This window comes from uncultured Thiothrix sp., assembly GCF_937876535.1.
In the GTDB taxonomy this organism is placed as follows: Bacteria; Pseudomonadota; Gammaproteobacteria; order Thiotrichales; family Thiotrichaceae; genus Thiolinea.
This window is the reverse complement of record NZ_CALFHZ010000013.1, coordinates 162,229-186,145: the sequence shown is the minus strand read 5'-3', so window position 1 is coordinate 186,145 and position 23,917 is coordinate 162,229. Positions and strand designations below refer to the sequence as shown.

The 23,917-nt window shown below is 44.1% G+C and carries 25 protein-coding genes; 13 read left to right on the top strand and 12 right to left on the bottom strand.

The annotated features are described in order from the left end of the window. Positions 1-166 precede the first annotated feature (166 nt). Positions 167-1,747: a S1C family serine protease gene (locus Q0230_RS07495; RefSeq protein WP_298609264.1), complete on the top strand. Its 1,581-nt coding sequence runs from the start codon at positions 167-169 to the stop codon at positions 1,745-1,747. Between the two features lie 111 nt (positions 1,748-1,858). Beyond that, positions 1,859-2,494, top strand: a complete 636-nt coding sequence (locus Q0230_RS07490; RefSeq protein WP_298609262.1) for a DUF4124 domain-containing protein — start codon at positions 1,859-1,861, stop codon at positions 2,492-2,494. On the opposite strand, the gene Q0230_RS07485 is transcribed toward Q0230_RS07490, so the two are convergent. Continuing rightward, positions 2,491-3,129, bottom strand: a complete 639-nt coding sequence (locus Q0230_RS07485) for a DsbA family protein (RefSeq protein WP_298609261.1) — start codon at positions 3,127-3,129, stop codon at positions 2,491-2,493. The genes Q0230_RS07490 and Q0230_RS07485 overlap by 4 nt on opposite strands. Positions 3,130-3,186: 57 nt before the next feature. Here Q0230_RS07485 and Q0230_RS07480 point away from each other — a divergent pair, with 57 nt between their 5' ends. Continuing rightward, the gene (locus tag Q0230_RS07480) at positions 3,187-3,648 is read left to right on the top strand and encodes an isoprenylcysteine carboxylmethyltransferase family protein (protein WP_298609260.1); all 462 of its coding nucleotides are present in this window, start codon (positions 3,187-3,189) and stop codon (positions 3,646-3,648) included. Here the strand turns inward: Q0230_RS07480 and Q0230_RS07475 are convergent. Next, complete coding sequence (locus tag Q0230_RS07475; RefSeq protein WP_298609259.1) at positions 3,637-5,058, bottom strand: PLP-dependent aminotransferase family protein; 1,422 nt, start codon at positions 5,056-5,058, stop codon at positions 3,637-3,639. The two genes, Q0230_RS07480 and Q0230_RS07475, sit on opposite strands and share 12 nt — an antisense overlap. A gap of 162 nt (positions 5,059-5,220) precedes the next feature. On the opposite strand from Q0230_RS07475, the gene Q0230_RS07470 reads away from it, so the two are divergent. The 3 genes from Q0230_RS07470 to Q0230_RS07460 all read left to right on the top strand — a co-directional run bounded on the left by Q0230_RS07470 (position 5,221) and on the right by Q0230_RS07460 (position 8,083). After that, positions 5,221-5,841, top strand: coding sequence for a LysE family translocator (locus Q0230_RS07470; RefSeq protein ID WP_298609258.1), 621 nt, complete (start codon positions 5,221-5,223; stop codon positions 5,839-5,841). 22 nt (positions 5,842-5,863) lie between these two features. Further along, complete coding sequence (gene ilvE / locus Q0230_RS07465) at positions 5,864-6,733, top strand: branched-chain-amino-acid transaminase (protein WP_298609257.1); 870 nt, start codon at positions 5,864-5,866, stop codon at positions 6,731-6,733. Between the two features lie 171 nt (positions 6,734-6,904). After that, the gene (locus Q0230_RS07460) at positions 6,905-8,083 is read left to right on the top strand and encodes a helix-turn-helix domain-containing protein (protein WP_298609256.1); all 1,179 of its coding nucleotides are present in this window, start codon (positions 6,905-6,907) and stop codon (positions 8,081-8,083) included. Here Q0230_RS07460 and Q0230_RS07455 read toward each other — a convergent pair. From Q0230_RS07455 to Q0230_RS07435, 5 genes are all read right to left on the bottom strand, one after another. Next, entirely contained in the window at positions 8,072-9,079 is a 1,008-nt protein-coding gene (locus Q0230_RS07455) for a protein adenylyltransferase SelO family protein (protein WP_298609255.1), read from the bottom strand. The genes Q0230_RS07460 and Q0230_RS07455 overlap by 12 nt on opposite strands. A 49-nt stretch (positions 9,080-9,128) precedes the next feature. Beyond that, positions 9,129-10,649, bottom strand: a complete 1,521-nt coding sequence (locus Q0230_RS07450) for an aldehyde dehydrogenase family protein (protein WP_298609254.1) — start codon at positions 10,647-10,649, stop codon at positions 9,129-9,131. Between the two features lie 115 nt (positions 10,650-10,764). Next, on the bottom strand, positions 10,765-11,052 hold the full coding sequence (locus Q0230_RS07445) for a hypothetical protein (RefSeq protein WP_298609253.1): 288 nt from the start codon (positions 11,050-11,052) through the stop codon (positions 10,765-10,767). Positions 11,053-11,095: 43 nt separating this feature from the next. Then, positions 11,096-11,926, bottom strand: coding sequence for a methyltransferase domain-containing protein (locus Q0230_RS07440; protein ID WP_298609252.1), 831 nt, complete (start codon positions 11,924-11,926; stop codon positions 11,096-11,098). 2 nt (positions 11,927-11,928) lie between these two features. Then, the gene (locus Q0230_RS07435) at positions 11,929-13,095 is read right to left on the bottom strand and encodes an MltA domain-containing protein (protein WP_298609251.1); all 1,167 of its coding nucleotides are present in this window, start codon (positions 13,093-13,095) and stop codon (positions 11,929-11,931) included. 236 nt (positions 13,096-13,331) lie between these two features. On the opposite strand from Q0230_RS07435, the gene Q0230_RS07430 reads away from it, so the two are divergent. Beyond that, positions 13,332-14,462 (top strand): polysaccharide lyase, encoded by a 1,131-nt coding sequence (locus tag Q0230_RS07430; RefSeq protein ID WP_298609250.1) that lies wholly within the window; start codon positions 13,332-13,334, stop codon positions 14,460-14,462. Between the two features lie 62 nt (positions 14,463-14,524). On the opposite strand, the gene Q0230_RS07425 is transcribed toward Q0230_RS07430, so the two are convergent. Next, positions 14,525-14,707, bottom strand: coding sequence for a PLDc N-terminal domain-containing protein (locus Q0230_RS07425; protein WP_298609249.1), 183 nt, complete (start codon positions 14,705-14,707; stop codon positions 14,525-14,527). Positions 14,708-14,959: 252 nt separating this feature from the next. On the opposite strand from Q0230_RS07425, the gene Q0230_RS07420 reads away from it, so the two are divergent. Both Q0230_RS07420 and Q0230_RS07415 read left to right on the top strand, forming a co-directional pair. Beyond that, positions 14,960-15,235 carry a YiaA/YiaB family inner membrane protein gene (locus tag Q0230_RS07420; protein ID WP_298609248.1) on the top strand — a complete coding sequence of 92 codons (276 nt, stop codon included), beginning with the start codon at positions 14,960-14,962 and terminating at the stop codon, positions 15,233-15,235. 19 nt (positions 15,236-15,254) lie between these two features. After that, positions 15,255-15,926: a PspA/IM30 family protein gene (locus Q0230_RS07415; protein WP_298609247.1), complete on the top strand. Its 672-nt coding sequence runs from the start codon at positions 15,255-15,257 to the stop codon at positions 15,924-15,926. A 12-nt stretch (positions 15,927-15,938) separates the two neighbouring features. On the opposite strand, the gene Q0230_RS07410 is transcribed toward Q0230_RS07415, so the two are convergent. Beyond that, positions 15,939-16,823, bottom strand: coding sequence for an NAD(P)-dependent oxidoreductase (locus tag Q0230_RS07410; RefSeq protein WP_298609246.1), 885 nt, complete (start codon positions 16,821-16,823; stop codon positions 15,939-15,941). 148 nt (positions 16,824-16,971) lie between these two features. Between Q0230_RS07410 and apbC the strand changes: the two genes are divergently transcribed. From apbC to Q0230_RS07390, 4 genes are all read left to right on the top strand, one after another. Further along, entirely contained in the window at positions 16,972-18,057 is a 1,086-nt protein-coding gene (gene apbC, locus Q0230_RS07405; protein ID WP_298609245.1) for an iron-sulfur cluster carrier protein ApbC, read from the top strand. 88 nt (positions 18,058-18,145) lie between these two features. Continuing rightward, the gene (gene dcd / locus Q0230_RS07400) at positions 18,146-18,712 is read left to right on the top strand and encodes a dCTP deaminase (RefSeq protein WP_298609244.1); all 567 of its coding nucleotides are present in this window, start codon (positions 18,146-18,148) and stop codon (positions 18,710-18,712) included. 45 nt (positions 18,713-18,757) lie between these two features. Continuing rightward, on the top strand, positions 18,758-18,970 hold the full coding sequence (locus Q0230_RS07395) for a hypothetical protein (protein ID WP_298609243.1): 213 nt from the start codon (positions 18,758-18,760) through the stop codon (positions 18,968-18,970). 102 nt (positions 18,971-19,072) lie between these two features. Continuing rightward, on the top strand, positions 19,073-19,876 hold the full coding sequence (locus Q0230_RS07390; protein ID WP_298609242.1) for a hypothetical protein: 804 nt from the start codon (positions 19,073-19,075) through the stop codon (positions 19,874-19,876). A 46-nt stretch (positions 19,877-19,922) separates the two neighbouring features. On the opposite strand, the gene Q0230_RS07385 is transcribed toward Q0230_RS07390, so the two are convergent. From Q0230_RS07385 to Q0230_RS07375, 3 genes are read right to left on the bottom strand one after another with little or no spacing between them, the layout of a single operon-like run. Next, positions 19,923-21,959: a DUF3488 and transglutaminase-like domain-containing protein gene (locus Q0230_RS07385; protein WP_298609241.1), complete on the bottom strand. Its 2,037-nt coding sequence runs from the start codon at positions 21,957-21,959 to the stop codon at positions 19,923-19,925. Continuing rightward, the gene (locus Q0230_RS07380; RefSeq protein WP_298609240.1) at positions 21,952-22,920 is read right to left on the bottom strand and encodes a DUF58 domain-containing protein; all 969 of its coding nucleotides are present in this window, start codon (positions 22,918-22,920) and stop codon (positions 21,952-21,954) included. The genes Q0230_RS07385 and Q0230_RS07380 overlap by 8 nt, the downstream gene beginning before the upstream one ends. Beyond that, entirely contained in the window at positions 22,913-23,848 is a 936-nt protein-coding gene (locus tag Q0230_RS07375; RefSeq protein ID WP_298609239.1) for a MoxR family ATPase, read from the bottom strand. Before Q0230_RS07375 ends, Q0230_RS07380 begins: the two co-directional genes overlap by 8 nt. Positions 23,849-23,917: the final 69 nt, after the last annotated feature.

Here is a 23,917-nt window from a genome sequence, read left to right as displayed (position 1 = left end):
TACGATTGACTATATTTTATGCAATATAAAATCTTTTATTAGTCAATAACACTGTACTTAGTTTTATTAAATCTTAGTTAAGATCTTGCAGTTTTTGTCAATTTCATACAGCTAGCAAAATTTTTCGTGCATAATTGCTGCTATTGCGGTTTTTGGTGCGATTTGAATGAAAGTGTTTTCTCAGTGTGGCGTTCCGGCCGTCGGCTTATCCTTTCTTGTTAGTCTTTTATTGGGTCTAGCAATGCCGAGCTTAGCGGCTGAAGATAAAAAAGTTACCGAAGCAATTCCCGTTGAAGCTACTCCAGCTAAAGATGAGGTAGATGAGGCCGGCTCGCCCGTTGCTGACCCTCCCATTGATCTGACCAATACTGAGGCCGATGAGATGGCGCAGTCGATTGTGAAGATTTATACCACTGCCGAAAAAAATTCAACCTTAGCACCGTGGAATTCTGATAGTGAGTCCATGATTGGTACTGGCTTTGTGATTAAAGGCAATCGTATCTTGACCAATGCACATGTGGTAGAAAGTAATACTTTCATTGAGTTACAGCGGGATGGTAAACCTGATCGTTATGAGGCAGAGGTTCTTGCTATTTCACATGAGGCAGATTTAGCACTGCTGAAAGTAAAAGATGAAAGCTTCTTTAAGAAAGGCAAATTTTTAGAGATTGGTGAGTTGCCACGCGTGCATCAAGAAATCAGCGTCTATGGTTTCCCTACAGGTGGTGATACTTTAAGTGTCACTAAAGGCATTGTGTCGCGCATTGAATATTTAGAATATGCACATAGTGGTTTGGCTTCTCAAGCGATTCAAATTGATGCAGCAATTAATCCGGGGAATAGTGGTGGCCCTGCTTTAGCAGGCAATAAAGTCGTGGGTGTAGCCATGCAAGTTGCTGCGAATGGGGAGGAAAATATTGGTTATATGATCCCTCCCTCAATCATTAATCACTTTTTAAAAGATTTAGAAGATGGTCGTTATGACGGCTTCCCTGAGTTTGCGATAGTCACTGAACAATTGGTGAACCCAGCTTTACGCAGTAAGCACAATCTGTCTAAAGAACAGACCGGAGTGTTGATTACCAAAGTCTGCGCAGGGGCTACACCTGAGCAATATTTGAAAGTTGGCGATATTATTACCAAGATTGATAATGAACCTGTTGAGAATAACGGCACGGTGTTATTTCAGCCTAGCAAATATATCGATTTTAATTATCGGGTGGATCAACATCAGTTAAATGATACTTTGCATCTGGATATTATCCGTGATGGTAAGGCATTAACAGTGCAGTTACCCTTAGATAGAGCGGTGACTTCGGTATATAGCCACGATACCAAGCCACGCTACTTTATTTATGGTGGTTATGTCTTCACCCCAACTGAATTATCTGACGCTTGCCAGCACCGTAAAGACTATGACAAAAATGAATTTAAGAATAAAACCGAAAATGTCAGTATTGTCAAAGTCTTAGCATCGAGTAGTAATGTTGGTTATCATGATTTGGCAATGCGGGTGCAAATGATTAATGGGCAAACTTTCAATGATTTCCGCGAGTTTTATAAGCTAATGAAGCAGGTCAAAACGCCTTACATTACTTTAGAAGACTTAGATGGTTATCAAGTCGTTATTGATCGTCAAGCAGCTGAAGCTGAGCATGTGGAGTTATTGAAGCGTTATAACATGGAAAGCAGTCAGTCGCCTGATCTGGATGATTTAGAGTCTGAATTAGCTAAAGCTAAACCTTAGCCGCTTATCGTTTTGTGTCTAAAGGCCATCTTAGTTCTATTATAATTTTTAGTTATTGAATATAAAATTAATATTATTCTTAATTAAAAACTAAATTTGTTGGACTATGTCATGACAAAGACGAACAGCTTTCTACTCCTCAGCCTAGTGCTGTCGCTAGGCTGTTTATTAGGCCAAGCTCAAGCGGGCAATCTATATCGGTGGGTCGATAGCAGTGGCACGGTACATTATGCTGATAGTGTGCCGCCTAACTATTCACAGACTGGTCATGCCGAGCTAAATGCCTTGGGGATGACACTAAAAAATGTTCCTGCTGCTAAAACCACTGAGCAAGCGCAGGAGGATGACTGGATCAAAGATTTAGAAGGTAAGCGCCAGAAATTTAAAGATCGCCAACAGCAAGAAGATAGAGAGCTACTTACAACTTTCACGGATGTTAAACAGCTCGATGAGTCGCATCAAAGCCGCATCAAAATGTTGCAAGATAGCCGTAAGCAAATGGAGCTACTGCGCGATAAACTCAAATTAGAAATTGCTGATTTACAAGCTGCTTTAACTAAATCTAAAGATGCTGAGCAAAAGCGGGTACAAGGTTTTATTGATACTAAGCAAAAAAGCATGAGTGATTATGAAATGGCTATTCAGCAAAGTTTGGCAGAAGAAAAAAGTGCTGAGCTAGCTTTTCAAAAGCAGCGTAGCCGTTTCATAGAGCTACTGGATAAACAGAAAGCGCGTGAGGCCAGCTAAGCTTGGTTAAGCTGCTGTAAAATAGCAGATGCATCCGTATAAGAGTGTTGAATTCTGAATAGCTGATCCTTAGTTTGTAAAATCAAACTAGGAAAGCTATGCACACCTAATTGATCAGCTAAAGCTAGATTTTCCTTAAGTTGTTCTTGTATGGTACTTGAGTTTAAGTCACTGACAAAACGTGTAGTGTCCAAACCTATTTCAGTTGTAAGTTCAATCAAAGTAGTTGTATCAGCAGGGTTGCGCGCCTGCAGATAGTAGGCATTTTGAATTGCTGTCAGCATTGCTTGCCCTGTCTGAGCTTGCTGCAGTTCCGTTGCTAAAACGGCTCGACAAGCAGGATAAGTTGAGCGGCGTGGTTGGCATGTCGTCCAAAAACTAAAATTAAATTCCGTACCCGGTACAGTTTGCATAATCTTATACCAATTTGCCTGCACCATACTTTGTGTAGCAAGTGGCATCGGCTCAGCGGTGTCAGGTGCTAAGCCACCTAATACAGTTTTTACGCGAATTCTATCAGACAATAGTTGTTGGACTTGCTGCCAAATGGGGCGAAATGCATAACACCAGCTACACATAGGATCATAAATATAATAAAGCGTTGACTGGTTCGGAGTTTCGGCTGCAGTTGGCATAGACTAACTATATCAAGGGTTTAGGTTGAGTCTAAAGCTTAGCACAAGGACTGAAGAATGTTACAAACTCGTATTCCACCACCAGTTTATGCTTTATTAGCTGCTGTAACGATGGGGCTGTTAGATAGTTATTGGCCTATCGTTAATATTTTCACTGCTCCTTGGCATCGTTTAGGTTTGGGGTTAATTATTTTAGCTTTACTGGCAGATGTATGGTCTCTGTGGTTATTTTTCCAAGCACGGACTACACCTAATCCTCTGAAGCCACAAAATACTAGCCAATTAGTTACTACAGGTTTGTACCGTTACACACGTAATCCTATGTATGTAGGGATGCTAGTCATGCTACTAGGTTGGGCAATTTATTTAGGTAGTTTAAGCCCTTGGCTGCTGTTGCCAGTCTTTATTTGGGTGATTAATGAGCAGCAGATTCTGCCTGAAGAGGTGCTTTTAGGGCAGAAGTTTGGTGCCAGTTATCAAGCCTATAAACAGTCAGTACCTCGTTGGCTATGGCGCTAAGCGTAGGCATTCGTGGCCTAAACTAATTAAGGCTTTTTCTACAACAGGTGACCAGGGTTGGGCGCAATTAATGCGAATACAGTTGGTATATTTAGCACTTGCAGTAAACAAGCGTCCAGGGGCTATGCTAACTTTATGTTCAATCATCTGGTGGGCAAGAGCGAGTGTGTCTAGGTTGTTCGGTAATTCCACCCAAAGCACGAAACCGCCTTTCGGTTGTGAAATCCGTGTGCCTTCTGGTAGATATTTATTCAAAGTGCGCGCAAACAAGCTGACTTGTTGTTGATATTGCAACTGCACTTGGCGTAAATAACGTTCATGTCCACCATGCTCTAGATAATCTGCAATCGCAAGCTGTGACAAAGTAGGGGCTGCGAGATTAGTGACATATTTGAAATACGTAGCGCGCTCTAAATCCTTTGGGGGGAGGAGCATCCAACCCAAACGTAAACCTTGAGCCACTGTTTTTGAGAAAGATGAGCAATAAATCACACATTGATGGATATCAAAGCTATGTAAAGAGCGTGGACGTTCACCGTTGTAGGCTAAATCGGCATAAATATCATCTTCAATCAAGGGCACTTGGTATTTATGTGCGAGTTTTACCAAAGCTTGCTTGTGGGAATCACTCAGTAGACAGCCTAACGGGTTATGAAAATTAGGAATCAAGACACAAGCTTTAATTGGCCATTGCTCTAAAGCTAATTCTAGGGCAGGTAAGCTGATACCACTTTGGGGATCAGTAGGGATTTCTAAAGCTTTCATACCCAAAGAATCAATGACTTGCAATAAGCCATAAAAGGTCGGGGATTCGATAGCAATAATATCGCCTGCTTGTGCAACGGTACGTAAAGCTAAAGTGAGGGCTTCGTGCCCGCCATTCGTGATAAGAATATCTTCAGGATGAACTCGATCACCACTAGCTAACATGCGTCGCGCAATTTGCTGCTGTAAACTTGGCAAGCCAGGGGGGAAGGCATAATTAGCCGCACGATTATCATAATTGCGCACTACTTTGTTTAAACTGCGCTGTAAAGCCCGCATAGGTAGAAAGCTTGCATGCGGAACGGCCGCACCTAGTTGAATAAAATCCTCTTGATTGACTACCCGCGCTAAATGTAAAGATAGCTCTTGCCCCGTCACTGGCATCGGGCGCTGTGGTGGACTAGAGGGTGAGGGCAGTTCCGGCTTAATCCACGGGCGTTCACAAATGTAATATCCTGAGCGTGGGCGTGCTTCTAAAGTTCCCTCATTTTCCAGTTGGCGTTGGGCTTGCACGATAGTGGACACACTCACGCCAAATTGCTGGCTTAATAACCGCACGCCTGGTAAACGCTCACCTATCTTATATAAACCAGCTTCAATATGTTGGTGCAGTCGATTGGCAATATCTTGATATAAAAGTGTCATAAAGGTTCACACGCACCAAAACAGCACAGCTAGTTAGGAGTGAGGCAGTACAGTTATTAAAAAAACATAACTGTGCTGGCTAAATAGATTTTTTCTAAATCTGTACTGCTAATTTAACACGTTTTATCCTGAACTCACTATAAAAACCTGAGTTAGAACATTATGGAGCTTCAGTTAATCGCAGCAATGTTTAGTTTCGCTTTTGTGACCTCGGTAACTCCGGGGCCAAATAATTTAATGCTGTTAGCGTCTGGAGCCAACTTTGGCTTTAAGCGCACAATTCCGCACATGCTTGGGATTGCTTGCGGTATGATTTTGCTCTTACTCGTGACTTTGCTAGGTTTAGGCGAAATTTTTAATCGTTTGCCCAGTGCGCAATTGGCTTTAAAGGTAATCGGTGTGTTGTACTTATTGTGGTTAGCGTGGAAAATTGCCAGTGCACCGATAGCAGAAACAGGTGACAATCCTAAATCCGAAGCCTTGAGTACTGCTCAACCGATGCGTTGTTGGCAAGCCGCTGCTTTCCAGTTTGTAAACCCTAAAGCTTGGATGATGGCTTTGGGAGCCGTGAGTAGTTTCACGCTAACTGGTGAACAGTATTGGCTATCAGGCTTAGCTTTAATCATCGTATTCTTTTTAGTGAACCTGCCTTCTATCTCCCTGTGGGCAGGCTTTGGTGTAGTCATTCAACAGTTTTTGTCCAGTGCGCGGCGTAAGCGTCAATTTAATATAATCATGGGCTTGTTAACTGCAGCAACCGTTTGGATGATTGTTGGTGTATAAAAATTTTGGAGCAAAAGAAATCATGTTTGAACATGCACGTTGTTGGGTAAATGGCAAATTAGTCCCTGCAGAGCAGGCGAGCGTTTCAGTCTTTGATCACGGCTTTTTATATGGGGATGGTATTTTTGAAGGGGTGCGCTTTTATAATAAACGTGCGTTTCGTTTGCCCTTACATTTAAAACGTTTACGCCGTTCAGCGGCTGCTTTGCAACTTAAGATTCCTAGCGAAGAGGTGTTTACCCAAGCCGTATATGCAGTAATTGAAGCTTCTGATTTAAACGACGGCTATTTACGGATTATTGCGACGCGTGGAGTAGGGGTGCTTGGGATTAACCCAGCAACTTGTAAAGAACCGGGGGTGATTGTAATCGCTGACCAATTACAAATGGTGAGTGACGCTGAGCGTGCTAAGGGCATTCGTGCAATTATCACGTCTACTCGCCGTTCACAGCCTGATCGCTTAGATCCGCGCATCAAAAGCCTAAACTATTTAACTTCTATCTTTGCGCGCATGGAAGCGAACTTTGCAGGGGTAGAAGAGGGCATTTTATTAAATGATCGTGGTTGTGTAGCTGAAGGCACAGCAGAGAATATCTTTATTACTCGTGATGGTGAGTTGCTTACTCCAGCCCCAACCGAAGGTGCTTTAGCAGGCATTACCCGTGGTACGGTTTTAGAGTTAGCTGCACAATTGGGTATCAAAACTTGTGAAACTGTATTGACGCCGTATGATTTGTATTCAGCTGATGAATGCTTCTTCACTGGAACAGGCGCACGATTAATTCCAGTACGAGAAATTGATGGGCGCGTGATTCAAACTTGCCCAGGACCTGCTTATCAGCAATTAGCTGCGGCCTTTGCTGAGTTAGTTCAGCGAGAAACTACTGATTAATTAAGCACTTAATCTAGGTAGATATAATGGCGTATCTACCTGGCTCTTCCTCTGAATAAACTTACAGTCTCTAAGGCAGTGCGATATACTTTTAAGTTAACAGGTAAAATTAATTAAGTGTTGTTAAAGTGATGGCACTAGCTGGAGAGGCTAGTTAAAAGGAGGAGGTGTATGCAGCAGTTTTCAAGCACAGGCTTAGCCAAACGACGCAAGCTCATCGAATCCGAATGGAGTCAATTTGTTGCAGGGAGTGTACCCTTAGGCAGTGAAGCGATTCGGCGCGATATTATTGGCTCATGGCAACGCAGTGCACAGATTGCTTCCATCCAGCAAGGGCAAGCACCTGCGGATGATGCCTATACCACTTCAACCCTCTGGAAAGAATCCATCCTCCGCCAAGCCGCTGAGCGTGAACAAGAGCAAATTATTCAATTAGCCCGCGAAGGCGAATTAGTTGCGGCGATTGCTGATGCTTCTGGACGTTTACTTTGGACTTATGCCAGTCGCCATATGCAACCCAAGGCTGAAGCAGTGAATTTTACCGCCGGTGGGCATTGGGATGAGCGCTCCGTGGGGACCAATGCAGTGGGTTTATCCTTAAATCTTAAGTCAGCAGTAACCGTATTTTCCTCTGAGCATTATCAACCTTTTGTACATGATTGGGTCTGCTATGCTGCACCGATTATTCATCCGCAATCAGGCGAGTGTGTAGGTATTTTAGATTTATCCACCACTTGGAAACGGCACACACCTTTAGGCCAAGCGGCAGTAACGGAGTTAGCCCGTTCGATTGCGCGCTGTTTGCCCAATCATTTGCCACGTGCTGAGTTAGAAATTCACGCGCTTGGGCAGCCCCAAGTAATTTATCGAGGTAAGCCTATCGCTTTGCCGCAGCGTTATTTAGAAATGCTCTGTTTGTTGGTACTGAATCCACAGGGTTTGAGTTTAGAAGCTTTCCATGCTGCTTTATATGGCGATGCACTGGCCTCAACGGCAACTTTAAAAGCTGAAATCTCGCATTTACGCCGCCTTCTGGATGGGCAAATTGGTTCACGTCCATATCGTTTATTAATTCCTGCTTGGGCGGACTTTATTCAAGTTTGGCAGGCTTTGCGTGAGCAAAAAACCAATGAAGCCTTGGCTTTGTATCGTGGGCCTTTAATGCCACAATCGAATGCTCCGGAGCTGAGCGAATGGCGCTATTGTATTGATGCAGTGATGGATCAGGTGCTAGATACTTGTGCTGAACCCAGTTTATTGGTGGATAAAATCTGCCAAAACCCAGCAGGTAGCGATTTAGTGCGCGCACGTTTAGCAGAGTTAATCGCAAGGCCGCGCTTACGTTGGTGATTCAAAAGTCGCTAGATAACTTGCTTCATAAGTTTCTAAGGCTGCTTTTAAGTCTGAGGTTTCAATCAGTGGCGATAAAGTGCGTGCTAAAATATTGCAATTCCACAATCCGACTACGGGCTGCTGAGCAAAAGCATAACGGCCTTTTTCATCGGCAGGACTACTGACAAAATCCGCTGTATATTCAGGATTGAATGAGCTCTCTCCTAAATCCAAACTAAGGCCAAGAATTGATTGATTGTCAGTATTCATCATCCCATGTACAAAACCAACCCTTTGCCAGTGTGCAATAAGCCTAGCAGTGCGTTCAATGACTGCTTGGAAAAAGGCAGCATAGGGTTTTGGCGTGTTTAAACAGTCTGGATAATAATGCTGGATGACAAAATCCGTTAATTGCTGAAGTTCTGGGTATTTGCGTTCGAAGTAATATAGCTCAAAATGCCCAAAGCGAATAAAGCTAGCTGCTAGGCGCGTTAACATCGCTGCTGCTTGAAAACCTTGGCGATAAACTAAATTCTTTCCAACAGTTAAGGCCAAACACTTAACCGCAGGCACGCCTAAAGCAGTTAATTGTTCACTCATGTGGTATTCGTGCAAGGCTTCCTTTAAGCCTGCCAAACCGTCAGCATGGCGCGCATAATGGGTTTTGCCAGCCCCTTTGAGCTGCCATTCTACATAGCCCTGATTAGTTTCAATACCACCCAAAAGCACACTACGGCCGTCACCTAAAAAGGGATTAAACTTGCCTAATTGATGCCCTGCATAGGCTTGTGCAAGTGGTTGCATGCCTTTAAGTAGTAGATGACCGCTACAAACTTGCAAGGCCTCAGTGCTGGAAAAGAAGTTTGAACCCAAGCCAAGTTGTTCAGCTAGCGTGGCATTAGTTCGAACGAAATAAGGCTCGCTTAAACCTTGCGGCGTAGTTAAAGCAAAAAAGCCCGCTCCTAAAGTATAGAAGCGGTTGGAAAACACGAGCTCAGAACAAGACTTGTGCATAAAATCGAGAATTACAGTTTGGTGCAATTCTCGAACACGAGGAGGAAACTTAGAAGAAACCCAATGGATTGATGTCGTAGCTCACCAACAGGTTTTTAGTTTGTTGATAATGATCGAGCATCATCTTGTGGGTTTCACGGCCTACACCAGATTTTTTGTAACCACCGAAGGCAGCATGGGCTGGATAGAGGTGGTAGCAGTTAGTCCATACGCGACCTGCTTGGATGCCACGACCCATGCGATAAGACAGGTTCATATCCCGTGTCCACACGCCAGCACCTAAACCAAATTCAGTGTCGTTGGCGATGGCTAACGCTTCAGCTTCATCTTTGAAGGTGGCTACAGACACAACTGGACCAAAAATTTCTTCTTGGAAGACACGCATATTATTGGTGCCTTTTAACAAGGTTGGCTTAACATAGAAACCATCTTTGTAGTCACCTTCTAATTGCTCAACTCCGCCACCCATCAGCACTTCAGCACCTTCTTCTTTACCAATGCTGATATAACTGAGGATTTTCTCAAATTGCTCTTGAGAAGCCTGAGCGCCAACCATGACCTCGGTATCTAATGGATTGCCACGTTTAATCTTCGCTGCACGTTCAGCAACCAGGCCAATGAACTTTTCATAGATAGATTCTTGAATCAGTAAACGTGAAGGGCAAGTACAAACTTCACCTTGGTTGAAGAAGGCTAATACGGCACCCTCAACAGCTTTGCTCACGAATGCGTCTTCTTGATCTAAAACATCAGCGAAGTAGATATTCGGTGACTTACCACCTAATTCAACAGTGGAGGGAATAATATTTTCTGCGGCATAGCCCATGATTAGTGAGCCAACTGGAGTAGAGCCAGTGAAGGCGATCTTAGCGATCCGCTTATTAGTGGCTAAAGCTTTACCTGCTTCTGCACCGAAACCATTGACGATGTTTAAAACCCCAGCAGGTAATAAATCGCTGATCAGTTCAGCAAAGAGCAGAATCGAGGCTGGAGTTTGCTCAGCAGGCTTCAGAACCACGCAGTTACCAGCGGCTAGAGCAGGAGCTAATTTCCAAGCTGCCATTAGCAAGGGGAAGTTCCAAGGAATAATTTGACCAACAACACCTAATGGCTCATGGAATTGATAGGAAACGGTATTGTGATCGATTTCGCCCATTGTGCCTTCTTGGGCACGGATGCAACCTGCGAAATAACGGAAATGGTCAACGAATAACGGAATATCCGCATTCAACGTTTCACGAACTGCTTTACCATTATCCCAAGTTTCGGCAACGGCTAATTTTTCCAGATTGGCTTCAACGCGATCCGCGATTTTCAGCAGGATATTAGAACGTGCCGTAATAGAGGTTTTGCCCCAAGCATCTTTGGCAGCATGGGCTGCATCTAAAGCTAATTCAATGTCTTCAGCGCTAGAGCGTGGAATTTTAGTGAAGGCTTTGCCATTGACTGGAGAAATATTATCGAAGTATTCGCCTTTAACCGGAGCAACCCATTTGCCACCGATAAAGTTTTCGTATTGTGATTTGAAATTAACGACTGCGCCTTCAGTATTTGGATTGGCGTATTGCATACTCCTAGCACTCCTCTTTGCAATTTGAATATGAACATCATTAGGCAGGTCTAGCCTGTTATGATCAGCTTAGAGCAAGGAGGGTAGGGAAACGGTAGGTTTCAAAACCTACCAATTACCAACGTGTTTCCACTTCTTCTGGTGGATAATAATGAAAGGGTGGTTCTTCCTGTACTTGCGGACGCATGGTTTTTATTGGAGTGCGCTGTGGCTTAGGCGCTAACTCAGGTATCGGGATAGGCATCTCTAAATCTAATCGAATCGGCTCTGGCTCGGCCTGAATAGGCTCATCAGTTTTCAAAGCTTGAGTAAATAGCTGAACTTCTTCAGCTGTCGGTGGTAAATAAGTGTCACGTAATCGATACAAGGCATCTCGCAAGCCTTGTGTATGAGAAAAGCTCATGATAGTTCCCCCCGCAGAACCCAACAGTACGGTTAGTTTATACCTAAGGTTTGCGCGCAATAAAGGCGGAAACTGGCCGCCCATCTTCTAATATTTCAATCTCATCTAATAGATAGTCAAAGCCCTGAAATTGCTCAGCTAATTCCTTGGGGGCTAATAAAAACTTTGGGTTGCGGGGGCGACCCATCGCAGTCTGTTCACAGCCTTGCATAAAGGTTTGATAGATAATAATCCCACCGGGTTTTAATAAAGCCTCTAGCAGTGGAAATAAAGGGCGATGCAAATAGCGTGCAACACAAATGAGATCAAAACTGCCTAAGTCAAACTCAGGTAAAGGCATGGCTTCTGTTTCTAAATCACGCAAGAGTGTAGTGATCTGTAAATTCTGGCTCACTGCTAATTGCTGAACTCTTTGTAAGGAATCTGCAGACCAATCCACACCGGTCATTTGCCAACCGTGCTGCGCTAAGTAAATTAAATCTCGCCCCGCACCACAAGCTAAATCCAAACCTCGTCCAGTAGGAATTTGATAGTGTGGCATGAGCTCCTGCACAAACCGTTGGAGTAGCAGTGCGGCTTGCCAGCATTGTTTAGATTGAGAACCAGTTTCCCATTGCCCTGTGGTTTGTAGGTGCTGAACGAAATGTTCATTCCATATGAGATCGTCTTGTAGTTGATAACCCCGTTCAAGTAAAAACGCCCTTGCTAATTTTAAATCCTCAAGCTTGCCACAGAGTTGTAAAGTTTGAGTACGTTTAGGTAATTCATGTAAACGCGCAAACAGTTCTTGAGCAGGGACTGAACAAGCCCCTGTAGCATGGCCTAGTTGGTATTCAGCTTGGGGGCGGCAATCGATTAAAACAGCAGTTGACATAATTAATGAGCGGGTGTGGTAGTTTTGGGTTTCAGGATATAAAAGCGGGTTTTTTGTTTCATATGTCCTGCCCAAGTTTCGGCTTGTTGACCCGTACCAAAGAAAAAGTCACCACGTAAATCACCTTTAATCGCACCACCCGTATCTTGGGCAAACATCAAACGCTGCAAAGGCTGATTGGTGTCAGGATAGGTCGTATCAATCCACATCAAGCTACCTAGATCAATCACTTTACGATCTACTGCTAAACTACGTCCCGCAGTTAACGGTACACCTAAAGATCCTACTGGCCCTTGCTCGATATTTTCCCGCAGACTAAAAAACACATAGCTTGGATTTTCATTCAGCAGCTTATCGGCTTCAGTGGGATTATCGCGAATCCATTGTTTAATTGAGAACATATTAATCGTGCCCGGCTTTAATTTGCCCCATTCTTGCAAGCGTTTACCAATCGCGACATAAGGCAAGCCATTTTGATTCGCATAAGCGACCCCGATTACTTTGCCGTCTGGTAATTGCACTCGTCCTGAACCTTGAATATGCAGGAAAAACAGGTCTTCTTTATTATCTACCCAAACGATTTCTTGACCTGCTAAGGGTTTATTTACGCCATCAATAGTGGCGCGGTCGTAATAGGGGACGACCCGATTCCCTTCTACCAAGCGTCCGCGCACACGTTTATCTTTCAATTCTGGATAAAGCTCAGCTAGTTCAATAGTCAGCATGTCTTTAGGTGGGCTATAAATTGGATATTGAAAGCGTTCGCTTGGGGTAAAACTGCCTTGTAGCAAAGGTTCATAATAGCCAGTCAACAAACCTTCAGCTTTTAGGTTTTCCCCGAATAATTGATAAGGGGTGAAATATTGCTCAAAGAATAAGCGCGCACTCGCTGCATCATTAGCCGGATTCATTTGAGCTGCTTGGCAAACCGTTTCCCAAAAAGCTTCTTTTTTTGCCATTGCTAAGCAGTTACTGAGCAAGGCTGGCCAAGCCTCTTGTGCTTGATCTTGACTCCAGCCTGGGAGTTTATCCCAACTCAGTGCTTCACTCGTGATTGGGCCAGTAGGCTTGGCAGGTGGTTGGCTGGGTTTCTGATCGTCGCAAGCACTTAAGAATAAAGCAGTAGTTAAAGTCAGAACGAGTTTCCAGCGAGAGCAAGCATTAAGCATCACAGCATCCTTGATGAGCAAGCTGGGCATTATCGGGAAAAATACTATTAACTACAATTTAAGCAACTGTATTGTAGCATTTAACTTGGCTGTTAATTTCTATCTTTATGCCAATTGCAGCAGGGCACGCTTATGTATAAAGTAAGTCGCCAAGTTTAGGGGTATTTTCCAGCTTAAATTTGTAGTTTTTTACTACAGATGATTTATTCAGGGATCGAGATTCGGGCTTAACATTGATGAAAAAATTCCTTAAAACCGCGCTATTTATGGCTTTAGCGTGTAGCTTGTCGTTGGTTCAAGCAGAAACCCAACCAACTACTCAAACCACCGCCACCATTGTACAGACGGCTGCAACTCCAAGCGATGTGCGTTTAATTCCGATGGAAAATAAAGCACAACCTTATGAGCTAGCCGCTAAATTGCAATGGAATCCACATGATAAACGCTGGGATAAAGTCTTAGTTTTATACAATGGAGCGAGTAAGCCGCCCGCGGATCATCCCGTTTGGGCTTATTTCAAAGCTTTAGGTTTACCGGATCGCGCACCGAGCAAACCGGGTGAAAATCTTGCTTATCGACCTTTTCATACGAATGCTTATTGTGATGGCACTACACCCTTGACGAGTGGTAAAGCCATGCGAATTAGCTTTGATAATGATGAACTGGGTAGTTATGGGCAAAAAGATTATTTTCGTGATTGGAACTGTCCACAATGGGGGATGGGTTTAAAAAATCTGGCGATTGTGAATGGTAAAGAGTCACGCACCGGCAAAGATCACACCTTGCGTATCAAACTCTTAAAAGGTCTATCAGGTTGCGATAATGAAGTGAGTTGTATTAATTGGAAGCCACTCATCGGTCAAAAACTTGATAGTTTGTATTATTCCTATTGGGTGAAGTTCCCTGAGAATTTCGATCCGGTTTTAGGCGGAAAATTACCGGGCATTGGTAATGATAATGCGCGCACAGGCGGTGGCAAACCCACAGGGCATGATGGCTGGAGTGTGCGTGTCATGTGGGATCGACATGGAACCTTAGGCCAATATGTCTACCACATGGATCAACGGAGTCATTTTGGTGACTTTTTTGAATGGGATGGTGCTGAGATTCAAAAAGGTAAATGGCAGCAAATTAAAACTTTTGTGAAGCTGAATTCTGCGGGTAAAAATGATGGTGTGATTAAAACTTGGTTGGATGGCAAAGAGGTTTTAGATAAACACGATTTGCGCTTTCAGTCTGGCGATGATTTAAAAATCGAACGCTTCTTGTTTTCGGTGTTTTATGGAGGCTCAGGGCCAGAGTGGGCGCCCGCTTTCGATAATGTGATTTATTTGGATGATTTCACTTTATCAGTGCAGCCTTTATAAGTTTAAGGTAGTTTAGAAAGAAAAAAGCCAGCATCAAGCTGGCTTTTTTGTGTGCTAGAGATTCAACCGCCTTTCGGCCCCGCAACGAACCAAACAATTAAACCAATCAGCGGGAAGAATAAGATAAACAGAATCCACAGCAATTTACTGATACCGCTGGCTGAGCTTTGTGCCACTTTAATAATCGCCCAAATTGCCACGATTAAATGGATTAAGCCGAGTAAACCACCGACTTCAATACCCATGTAGAACTCCTTTACTAGCTATTAGCAGCGTGCTTGGTTTCTAAAAAAAATTATTTAAACTGCCTGCTAGCTTACCTGAGGATGAATTGGGGGTCTAAAAACCGCATTTCCTTTAGAGGGTTTGGCGTGAAGTAGCTTATTTTGCTACTGGCAGCCGCGCACTTTTCTACTTCTTGGGTTAGCTTTGCTTAGTCTGCGGTAGCGCTTTAAGCTTAGATCCATCAACTAACCGCAACCCCCAATGAGGTCAAAATGGAAAACAACAATATCGCCTTACCAAGTTCAACGAGCTGGGTGCTCTTTGTCAAAATCACCTTTGTGGTTGCTTTACTCGCGATGGGAGCGTTTGTGTTTTTCTTAGAAGGCAGCTTATTAACCAAAGGTTATCTGGCTTTAAATTCCTTATTCTTAGTTAGCTCCACCATTATGCTCTCGAAGACTTTACGCGATGAATACGAGGCTGAGCGTTTACTCAATAAAATTAATGAAGCAAAAACTAACAAAATCTTAAAAGAGTACGGTGCTTAATTCAGCGAGGAGTGAAGGCATGTTTTATTTATTAGATAAATTAGCCACTGCTTTACGCGGTGGCACGCGTGAAGTCTTAGAGTCAGCGGTGGATGCAAATGCGCTTCGGATTTTAGCTCAGGAAATTTATGAAGCAGAAGCGGGTGTACGTCAAGCCAAGCAGCATTTAGCTCAAGTAATGGCGAATAAATTAAAGATGCAGCGCCAGTTAGAGCAAAGCCGCCAACGCTTAGCCGCGGAAGAGGACACGATTCGTGAGCATTTAGAGCGTCAAGAGGAACAACAAGCGAGTGCTTTAGCAGAAGATTTAGTCGTGCAGGAAGAGTTAGTCACGCAGCAAACCGAGCAACTGAAGCAACTAGAAGCTTATGAGCAACGTTTGCTGCAAACTCTGAAGCTGACGGCTAGCAAGTTAGAGCATTATCGAGCGCAGTTAGCGATGGCACAAACGACACAACAGGCTCAACAAGCAGCGGGGAAATTGGCGCAACAAAGCAATCGGCATAGTAATAGCTTTGAACGCATGCAAGATAGTTTAGACCGAATTCAAACTCAGCAGTCTGGCTTTGAGGATCATTTGCTAGCGATGGAGCAAATTGATCGTTACCTCAAAACTGGCTCTCAGCGAGGGAATAATAAAGATAAAAAAATCCAAGCAGCTTTAGAGCGTTTGCGCCCGAAAGCTGCTTAATTGATGAGTGAGCTAGGCTAATTGCTGCACTATTTTCGCCAGTGCCGAGGAGTCTAGCTCACCATTGCCTTGTGCTACTAACTGATGCATATAGTGAATCGCCAATTGTGAACTCGGCAGATTCAAACTCAAACTCTGAATGGTATTCGCTGCAATCCGCATATCTTTATCATGCAATTTCGCTTTAAAACCAGGGGTGTAATTATCTTCAATAATGCGTTTCGCATGTACCTCCATTACTTTAGAACCCGCAAAACCACCGGCTAAGGCAGTACGCATTTTCTCCAAATCTACGCCTGAGGCTTGTGCCAGCGCAAAGGCTTCACTGACCGCAATTACGGTTTGCGCAATAATCAAGTTATTACAAGCTTTCACGACTTGCCCCGCGCCATGATCGCCAATCAAGGTAATAGTTTTACCTAAGGCCGAAAGAATAGGGAGCGCTTCTGCAAAATCAGCAGCTTGTCCACCAACCATAATGGTTAGAGTGCCTGCGATTGCACCGGCTTCGCCACCTGAAACCGGTGCATCCAGCATCCGTAAGCCTCGATCTGCTAAACGTTGCGCCATGTCTTTAGTCGTTACGGGGGAAATGGTGCTCATATCAATGATGAGTAAGCCGGCTTGAGCGCCTTGGACAATCCCCTCTGTGCCAAAGACGACAGCCTCCACATCCGGTGTATCTGAAACCATGGTAATAATGACATCAGTTTCAGCAGCTAAGCCAGCGGTATTCGAGTATAGCTTCGCGCCTGAATTGACTAGATCAGTTGCTGTTTCAGGGCGGCGCGCATATACACCTAGGGAATAACCTGCTTTTAACAGATTTAAGCCCATCGGTTTACCCATGATGCCAGCGCCCACTAAACCAATACGTGGCAAATTCGCAGTAGACATAGCCGTTCCAGTGACTTAACAAAGTAAGAAGTTTAACAAAGCTTAGTGAAAACTGCTCTTATATCCCGTTTGGAAAGGCTGCCTTATTTGGGAGCGTGCCGGCTCTCATGTAGAATTAGCACCTAATAAAACTGTTGAGGAGCTATGCATGGAACTAACGCGCAACCAAGTCGAAGCACAATTAGCGAGTATCCAAGATCGATATCTAGGCCAAGATCTCATGGCTGCCAAAATGCTGAAAGAGCTTACTGTAGCTGGCGATCAGGTTACGCTAAAACTTGTGCAAGGCTATCCAGCAGGTGCTTATAAAGCGGAGTTACAAGCAGAGGTCACTCAGAAGCTTCAGCAAGTAGGAGCCACAAGCGTTAAGGTACAGATTGATACTGTCATTAGTGCACATGCGGTGCAGAAAACGGTTAAGCGCCATGATGGGATTAAAAATATTATTGCAGTGGCTTCCGGCAAAGGTGGAGTAGGGAAGTCGACTACTGCAGTGAATTTAGCTTTAGCTTTATTAGCAGATGGTGCCAAGGTGGGGATTTTAGATGCGGATATTTATGGCCCTAGTCAACCACGCATGTTAGGTATTTCTGGGCAGCCAGTCTCTGAAGATGGCCGCAGTTTGCAGCCGATGCAAAATCATGGTCTGAAAGCGATGTCGATTGGTTTTCTAATTGAAGAAGATACCCCAATGATTTGGCGCGGCCCGATGGTCACTCAAGCTTTAGAACAGCTATTGAATGATACCCAATGGGGTGATTTAGACTATTTAGTGGTCGATTTGCCACCCGGCACGGGGGATATTCAATTGACTTTATCGCAGAAAATTCCTGTTTCCGGTGCAATTATTGTTACCACACCACAAGATATTGCACTCCTCGATGCACGCAAAGGCTTAAAAATGTTTGAAAAGGTCGAAGTGCCAATTCTGGGTGTAGTAGAAAATATGAGTATGCATGTCTGTAGTAATTGTGGCCATGTGGAGCATATTTTCGGTTCGGGTGGTGGTGAAGCGATGGCGGAGCAGTATCAAGTAACTTATTTAGGTGGCCTGCCGTTAGATATTCAAATTCGCGAGCAAGCGGATAGTGGTAATCCAAGCGTAGTTGCTGACCCACAGGGTAAAGTGGCTGGTTTGTATCATGAGATTGCCCGTAAAGCTTCAGCCCGCTTAGCACGCCAATCCAAAGACTATAGTGCTAAATTCCCAACGATTAAGATTCAAAACGTCTAGAGCTGTTAATCTTACAGCTCTCCGGCCACGGTTTGCGCCGTGGCCTTTTTGTTTTAGTATGCCTTGAAAAATCAACTGGAAAGCATGTATGAGCATTAAGTCTGATCATTGGATACGGCGTATGGCCGAGCAACAACAAATGATTGAACCCTTTGAACCCAATCAAGTGCGTTCAGTCAACGGTGAAAAAATTATCTCTTATGGTACCTCCAGCTATGGCTATGATGTGCGTTGTGCGAATGAATTTAAAATTTTTACTAATATTAATTCAGCCATTGTTGACCCTAAACACTTCGATGCAAATAGCTTTGTTGATTTTGTCGGTGATGTTTGCATTATTCCGCCTAATTCCTTCGCACTCGCCCGCACCGTTGAATATTTCCGGATTCCGCGTTCAGTTCTGACGATTTGTTTAGGAAAATCCACCTATGCACGTTGCGGAATTATTGTAAACGTCACACCTCTAGAGCCAGAGTGGGAAGGGCATGTCACTTTAGAATTTTCTAATACCACGACCTTGCCAGCTAAAATTTATGCGAATGAGGGTGTGGCGCAAATGCTATTTTTAGAATCCGATGAGGTATGCAGTACCTCATACAAAGATCGTGGGGGCAAATATCAAGGGCAAAGAGGTGTCACTTTGCCACGTACCTAATCAGCGAAAAATGCGCCTACTCCCAGGGGAGAGAGCAGACGCAAGTTGAACCTAAAAAAATGCAACTCCCTGCGCGTTCTTAGTTTTCCTACCAAGATGAGTCGTGGTTCAAAGCTATTTGGTTCAATGATGGATAAATTAATTTTAACGGCCTTTTATTTTAAAAAAAATACCATTTATTTGGTCTTGGCAGGAAAAGAAACAGAAAATTCCCTTATAACTACCTTTTATCTGCTTTCACTGGCAGCTGGTCTGTGATGACAAGAAGCTGAACCCTAGATTAACTAACTTACAAGGAGATGCAGAAAGCTTGAGGCTAGCTTGCATCGGTTTCAATAAAAATTACAGGAGTTCATAATTATGTCGTTTGATATTTCCAAAGGAGCTGGCATTTCTGGTAGCTATGGCGCCGATTTTTCTGCTCAAAATGTCACTCCGATGTCTACCCCTGCGTCTGCTGATATTCAAAAATTCAATGCAGCGATGGGCAAATCATCAGAGTTCTCGATCACCTCTAGTAATGGGGACAGTGCCAGTTTCAGTAGCAGTTTTGGCAGTAATATGTCTACAGCTGATCAAGTAAGCCAAATGAATCAAGCAGGTGCCAGTAATTCAGCTTCAGGCAGTAATAGTGGTAGCACCAATGATTCTAGTAATAACCAGAATCTACAGTCTTTATTGAGTAGTCTAATGAGCTTGCTGTCGCAAATCATTAGTCAGATGCAAGGTGAGAAAAATTCTAGCGGCTCAGGTCAAGAGGGTAGTGCTGGTAATCAAAGTAATACGGGATCGAGTGGCAAATCAGGGTCAAGTGAAGGCAACAAAGGTGCTGGTCAAGCTTCTAATGCCAGCAATAATGGAGCTAACCATGCTAGCTCAAATAGTGCAGCTGCCAATAAAGGTAGTTGTGATTGCAGTAGTACTGATAACACTGATGCGGCTAATAATGCTTCTGCAACTACACCAGTGGCTAATCAAGCTGCTTCTAATAACAGTACGGGAGGTAGCACTAACTCCACGCAAAGTGATCAATTAGCACAATTATTACCCGTTATCATGCAGTTGATTCAAATGTTAGTTCAACAAATGTCGAGCAGTGCAGGTTCTAGCGGCTCATCCTCCTTATCTGCAGGGGCAGGTTTTGGGGCTAATGTAAGTTTCTAAGGTGGCTCACTAGGGCTTAGAAGAAGTCAGTATAATTATAAGTCACTCAACGAATCTGACCTAGTAAGCGCTGCAGTTCTCTTAAGAGGCTGCTGCGCTGCCTCAACTCACTGGCATAGCATAAAGTTTGATAAGTTTGGGTAAAAGCCATGATGTGTTCGGCTTGCTGTGGCAACATCTGTATAGCTAATTGAGCATATTCAGTGGGTGTTTGATCTAAACGCCGTTCACAACCCTTTTTAGCCAAGCGTTCAGTGAAGCGCCGATACAAACGATGCTCCAAGGCTTCAGGATTCGTTTTCCGTGTTAAACCCAGCCATACCATCCAAACCATCACTAAGCAGCCGAATAAGGCCAGTACCAATAAAGCAATTTTAGTAAAGCTTAGTTCGCCTAGCATTTTGCTCAAGAATTGAGTCTGGGTTTCACTGTCATAACTTAAAACCCAACGTTGCCAACCATATTGCATGCTATCTAATTGCTTACGAATACTATTCAGCCAAGCAAATTTACGACTTGAGAACACTGAGTGCTCAAGGAAAGTACCTTCTTTTTTCAAGGCAGCTTCTAAGTTCTGCTCAGTGCGTTCAGGTGCGACCATGCTGGTGGGATCAAAGCGTACCCAACCTTGACCTGATAACCACACCTCAGCCCACGCATGTGCATCGAATTGATGTACAGCGAGGTATTTGCCTGACTCATTCCACTCGCCACCTTGATAGCCAATCACCACGCGGGCTGGAATTCCGACTGCACGCATTAAGAATACAAAACTCCCTGCATAATGCGAACAGAAGCCACGCTGCGAGTCAAACAAGAAGCCATCAATCGTGTCTTTTTCACCCAACAAAGGTGGATGTAAAGTGTAGAAGAATGGTTGTTCTCGAAAGCGATTCAGCACCGTTTGAATATAAGCACGCTCATCACCAGCCTCTGCATATAAACCTTGAGCTAATTGACGGCTACGTATATCGCCTTGCTGGGGCAGTTGTAGAGCTAAATCTTGTAATTTAGGCGCAAGGGTAAGATCGCGAATCGACTCAGGGCGACTCACCGCTCGGATTAACATGGGGCTGTGTAAAGGTTGCTTGGCCATCACCCGATAGTCGGCTGCGCGCAAAACATCGCCTTGGACTTCAGTGCTTGGTGTTAAAGTAAATAACCAAGGCTGCCCAGATTGCTCATAAACCGCTTCATATTCATAGCGTTCACCTTGAATCTTTAGGTTTTGTGGATCATAGGCATAGTCTTGTTTAATTGACCACTGTAACTCTTCTGCAGACTGTTCATTCGCAAACTGCCGCCATTCACGTCCATCGAAATAATTTAAGACTAGACCCTGCCAATACAATTTCGATTGAGCTGGGCGCTCACCTTTAAAGCTCACCCGAAAAGCTAAATCATCTGATTGGCTGAGTTTTTCAATATCCCCCGGAGCCATCCGGTCAGAAATGCCGCGAGTGTTTTGCTCCATCGGCATAGGCAAAGTCCAAAAAGGTTGAAAACGTGGTGCAAAGACGAAAATTAAAACCATTAAGGGCAAGCATTGCAGCAGGATTTGTCCTGCTACCCAAAAGTTAAAGCGTACTTGCTGTGCTGGGGTAAACTCTTCAATGGTTTGCTGCACCCCAACTAGAGCACCCGTAAGAACAATTAGCGATAGAGTTCCATAAAGCCCTGCAATAATCGTTTGGCTATAGAGAAAGTTCAGTGCGACTAGAAAATAGCCGGTGAAAATAACGACTAAGGCATCGCGGCGCTTGACTGCTTCTACGGCTTTAAATGCAAAGCCGAGGAGCAATAAAGCAGACATAGCTTCTAATGAGGGCAAACGTAAACCACTCAGAAAGATAGCTGCAATCCCCATCAATAATAAAGCGGCTTTGATTAGTGTATTGGGTTGTGTGGCTTTACCGGATAAAACCCGTAAACGCCAACCTGCGGCGAAGATCACCACCACAATTAACCAAGCTGGCAGGCTAGTCGTAAACGGCAACATGACAATGAGCTGTGCAGCTAATAGCCAAATCATGCCTGTATAAGTAATAAAATTTTGGGTCTGAGCGGTATGAATTTTAAACATGCTCTACCCCAAACAGAGCTAAAGCTTGTAAGCAGCGTACTTGATGTGCTTCACCTTTAGCAGGCGTAATCGTAATTCCTGGGAGCTTTAAGCCATATTGCTGCTGGGCTTGATGGGCATCCAACACTTGGCGGCATAACTGCGATAAACGTGCTTCAATCCCAGGTAAGTTAAGGCTATCCCAATCTAACCATAAATCGTGACTAGCATAATCAACAAACACTTTAGTATTGAGCTTGCCAGTTTTCGCGTATTGGCCCCAATGAATACGTTTCGGGGTATCACCCGCTTGGTAGCTACGAATCCCACCAAAATCATTAGTTCCGCCACTTAACTCTTTGCCTGATTGTTGCTGATCGGCTGCGGTATTGTGGCTATGCTCGGTGCTTTGATTTTTTGGCGCAGGCGTGGGATACACTAAACCACTCATATCAACCGTTACATAAGACCAGGCCACAGCTAGACCTGTGGGATAATGGGTGGAAATATGAATACGTGGTGGGGTAAAGCGTCCACGTTGTTGGGTGCTATGCGATAGTTTCAGGCGTGTGGTTTGTGTTGCAACCAAATTCACTTGGATCGCATCTTCCTGCGGCCAAGCTAACTCAATAGCGAATTTTTGCTGCTTTGGATCGCAAGCCAGTTCTAATTCAAGTACCGCTTTTTCGCCCGCAAAACAAGGTTGAATATGAATCGCAGTAATACTTAATCTGCTTAAGTTCCGCCATGTATGTAATACATTCACTACTAGCATGGCCAACAACCAAAAACACACGGCATATACCAGCGAATTTTGGAAGTTAATCCCCAGCAAGAACAGCACGATAATCATTACCAGCAAAGCTAAAGCTGTTTTGCTAGGAACAATGAAAATCTTACTTTGATCTAAGACTGTGGTACGCGCACTCGGTAAACGCTGTTTGACCATCTGTTCAAAATAAGCAGGTAGAGTGTCAAACATGCCTTGATCCGATTACATCAACCTTAGATAAAATATGCCGCGCTAATTGTTCACCTTGGGTTTCATGGCGCCCCACTAAGCGATGACCTGCGACTGCAGCGAACACAGCTTGTACATCCTCAGGCAATACATGGGTGCGACCTTGGAGTAAAGCCCAACTTTGTGCACTACGTACTAAGGCTTGTGCGCCACGTGGGGATAGACCTAAATGACATTCTTCACTTTGCCGAGTGTAAGCAATCAAGCGCTGTACATAATCGAGCAGTGTATCGCTGAGCTTAACTTGTGGAACTAAGCTTTGTAGTCCTTGAAGGCGGTTTGGATTTAAAACTGGTTTGAGGCTACTGAGTAAACTGCGGCCATTGCGGCCTTTTAACATTTCGCGCTCAGCTAAAGGATCAGGGTAGCCCAAAGAAATACGTAACAAGAAGCGGTCTAATTGCGATTCTGGCAATGGAAACGTACCAGATTGGCTCTGTGGATTTTGGGTAGCAATCACAAAGAAAGGTTGAGGCAGTTGGTAAGTTTGCCGATCCACGCTTACTTGTTGTTCTTCCATCGCTTCAAGCAAGGCGCTTTGTGCTTTAGGGGTAGCGCGATTTAATTCATCAGCGAGCACTACTTGACTGAATAAAGGGCCTTGATGAAAGCGGAAATTGCCATTTGCGGGTTCAAAAATTGAGGCACCAATTAAATCGGCAGGAAGAAGGTCGCTGGTAAATTGCACCCGTTGATATTCTAAGCCACAGACCTGTGCGAGAGCATGCGCCAAGGTGGTTTTACCCATGCCGGGTAAGTCCTCTAGTAGCAAATGACCATCCGCTAATAAGCAGGTCAGGGCTAGTTTAACTGTATGCTCTTTGCCCAAAATAACAGCATTTAATTGCTGAAGGGCGGCCTGAATTAATTGTGGGGTCGCAGTTGTCATGGGGTTTTATTATTGTTGTGATAAAACCGACTCTAACTGATGAGTGCAAATTTTCCTAGCAGGAGGCGA

Coding starts and splice junctions, on each gene's coding strand:
- Q0230_RS07375 (WP_298609239.1), bottom strand. CDS start 23,848: ATGACAACTGCGACCCCACAATTAATTCAGGCCGCCCTTCAGCAATTA.
- Q0230_RS07455 (WP_298609255.1), bottom strand. CDS start 9,079: ATGCACAAGTCTTGTTCTGAGCTCGTGTTTTCCAACCGCTTCTATACT.
- Q0230_RS07415 (WP_298609247.1), top strand. CDS start 15,255: ATGTTTTATTTATTAGATAAATTAGCCACTGCTTTACGCGGTGGCACG.
- dcd (WP_298609244.1), top strand. CDS start 18,146: ATGAGCATTAAGTCTGATCATTGGATACGGCGTATGGCCGAGCAACAA.
- Q0230_RS07450 (WP_298609254.1), bottom strand. CDS start 10,649: ATGCAATACGCCAATCCAAATACTGAAGGCGCAGTCGTTAATTTCAAA.
- apbC (WP_298609245.1), top strand. CDS start 16,972: ATGGAACTAACGCGCAACCAAGTCGAAGCACAATTAGCGAGTATCCAA.
- Q0230_RS07490 (WP_298609262.1), top strand. CDS start 1,859: ATGACAAAGACGAACAGCTTTCTACTCCTCAGCCTAGTGCTGTCGCTA.
- Q0230_RS07475 (WP_298609259.1), bottom strand. CDS start 5,058: ATGACACTTTTATATCAAGATATTGCCAATCGACTGCACCAACATATT.
- Q0230_RS07470 (WP_298609258.1), top strand. CDS start 5,221: ATGGAGCTTCAGTTAATCGCAGCAATGTTTAGTTTCGCTTTTGTGACC.
- Q0230_RS07435 (WP_298609251.1), bottom strand. CDS start 13,095: ATGCTTAATGCTTGCTCTCGCTGGAAACTCGTTCTGACTTTAACTACT.
- Q0230_RS07480 (WP_298609260.1), top strand. CDS start 3,187: ATGTTACAAACTCGTATTCCACCACCAGTTTATGCTTTATTAGCTGCT.
- Q0230_RS07495 (WP_298609264.1), top strand. CDS start 167: ATGAAAGTGTTTTCTCAGTGTGGCGTTCCGGCCGTCGGCTTATCCTTT.
- Q0230_RS07425 (WP_298609249.1), bottom strand. CDS start 14,707: ATGGGTATTGAAGTCGGTGGTTTACTCGGCTTAATCCATTTAATCGTG.
- Q0230_RS07380 (WP_298609240.1), bottom strand. CDS start 22,920: ATGTTTGACACTCTACCTGCTTATTTTGAACAGATGGTCAAACAGCGT.
- Q0230_RS07410 (WP_298609246.1), bottom strand. CDS start 16,823: ATGTCTACTGCGAATTTGCCACGTATTGGTTTAGTGGGCGCTGGCATC.
- Q0230_RS07430 (WP_298609250.1), top strand. CDS start 13,332: ATGAAAAAATTCCTTAAAACCGCGCTATTTATGGCTTTAGCGTGTAGC.
- Q0230_RS07420 (WP_298609248.1), top strand. CDS start 14,960: ATGGAAAACAACAATATCGCCTTACCAAGTTCAACGAGCTGGGTGCTC.
- Q0230_RS07485 (WP_298609261.1), bottom strand. CDS start 3,129: ATGCCAACTGCAGCCGAAACTCCGAACCAGTCAACGCTTTATTATATT.
- Q0230_RS07385 (WP_298609241.1), bottom strand. CDS start 21,959: ATGTTTAAAATTCATACCGCTCAGACCCAAAATTTTATTACTTATACA.
- ilvE (WP_298609257.1), top strand. CDS start 5,864: ATGTTTGAACATGCACGTTGTTGGGTAAATGGCAAATTAGTCCCTGCA.
- Q0230_RS07460 (WP_298609256.1), top strand. CDS start 6,905: ATGCAGCAGTTTTCAAGCACAGGCTTAGCCAAACGACGCAAGCTCATC.
- Q0230_RS07390 (WP_298609242.1), top strand. CDS start 19,073: ATGTCGTTTGATATTTCCAAAGGAGCTGGCATTTCTGGTAGCTATGGC.
- Q0230_RS07440 (WP_298609252.1), bottom strand. CDS start 11,926: ATGTCAACTGCTGTTTTAATCGATTGCCGCCCCCAAGCTGAATACCAA.
- Q0230_RS07445 (WP_298609253.1), bottom strand. CDS start 11,052: ATGAGCTTTTCTCATACACAAGGCTTGCGAGATGCCTTGTATCGATTA.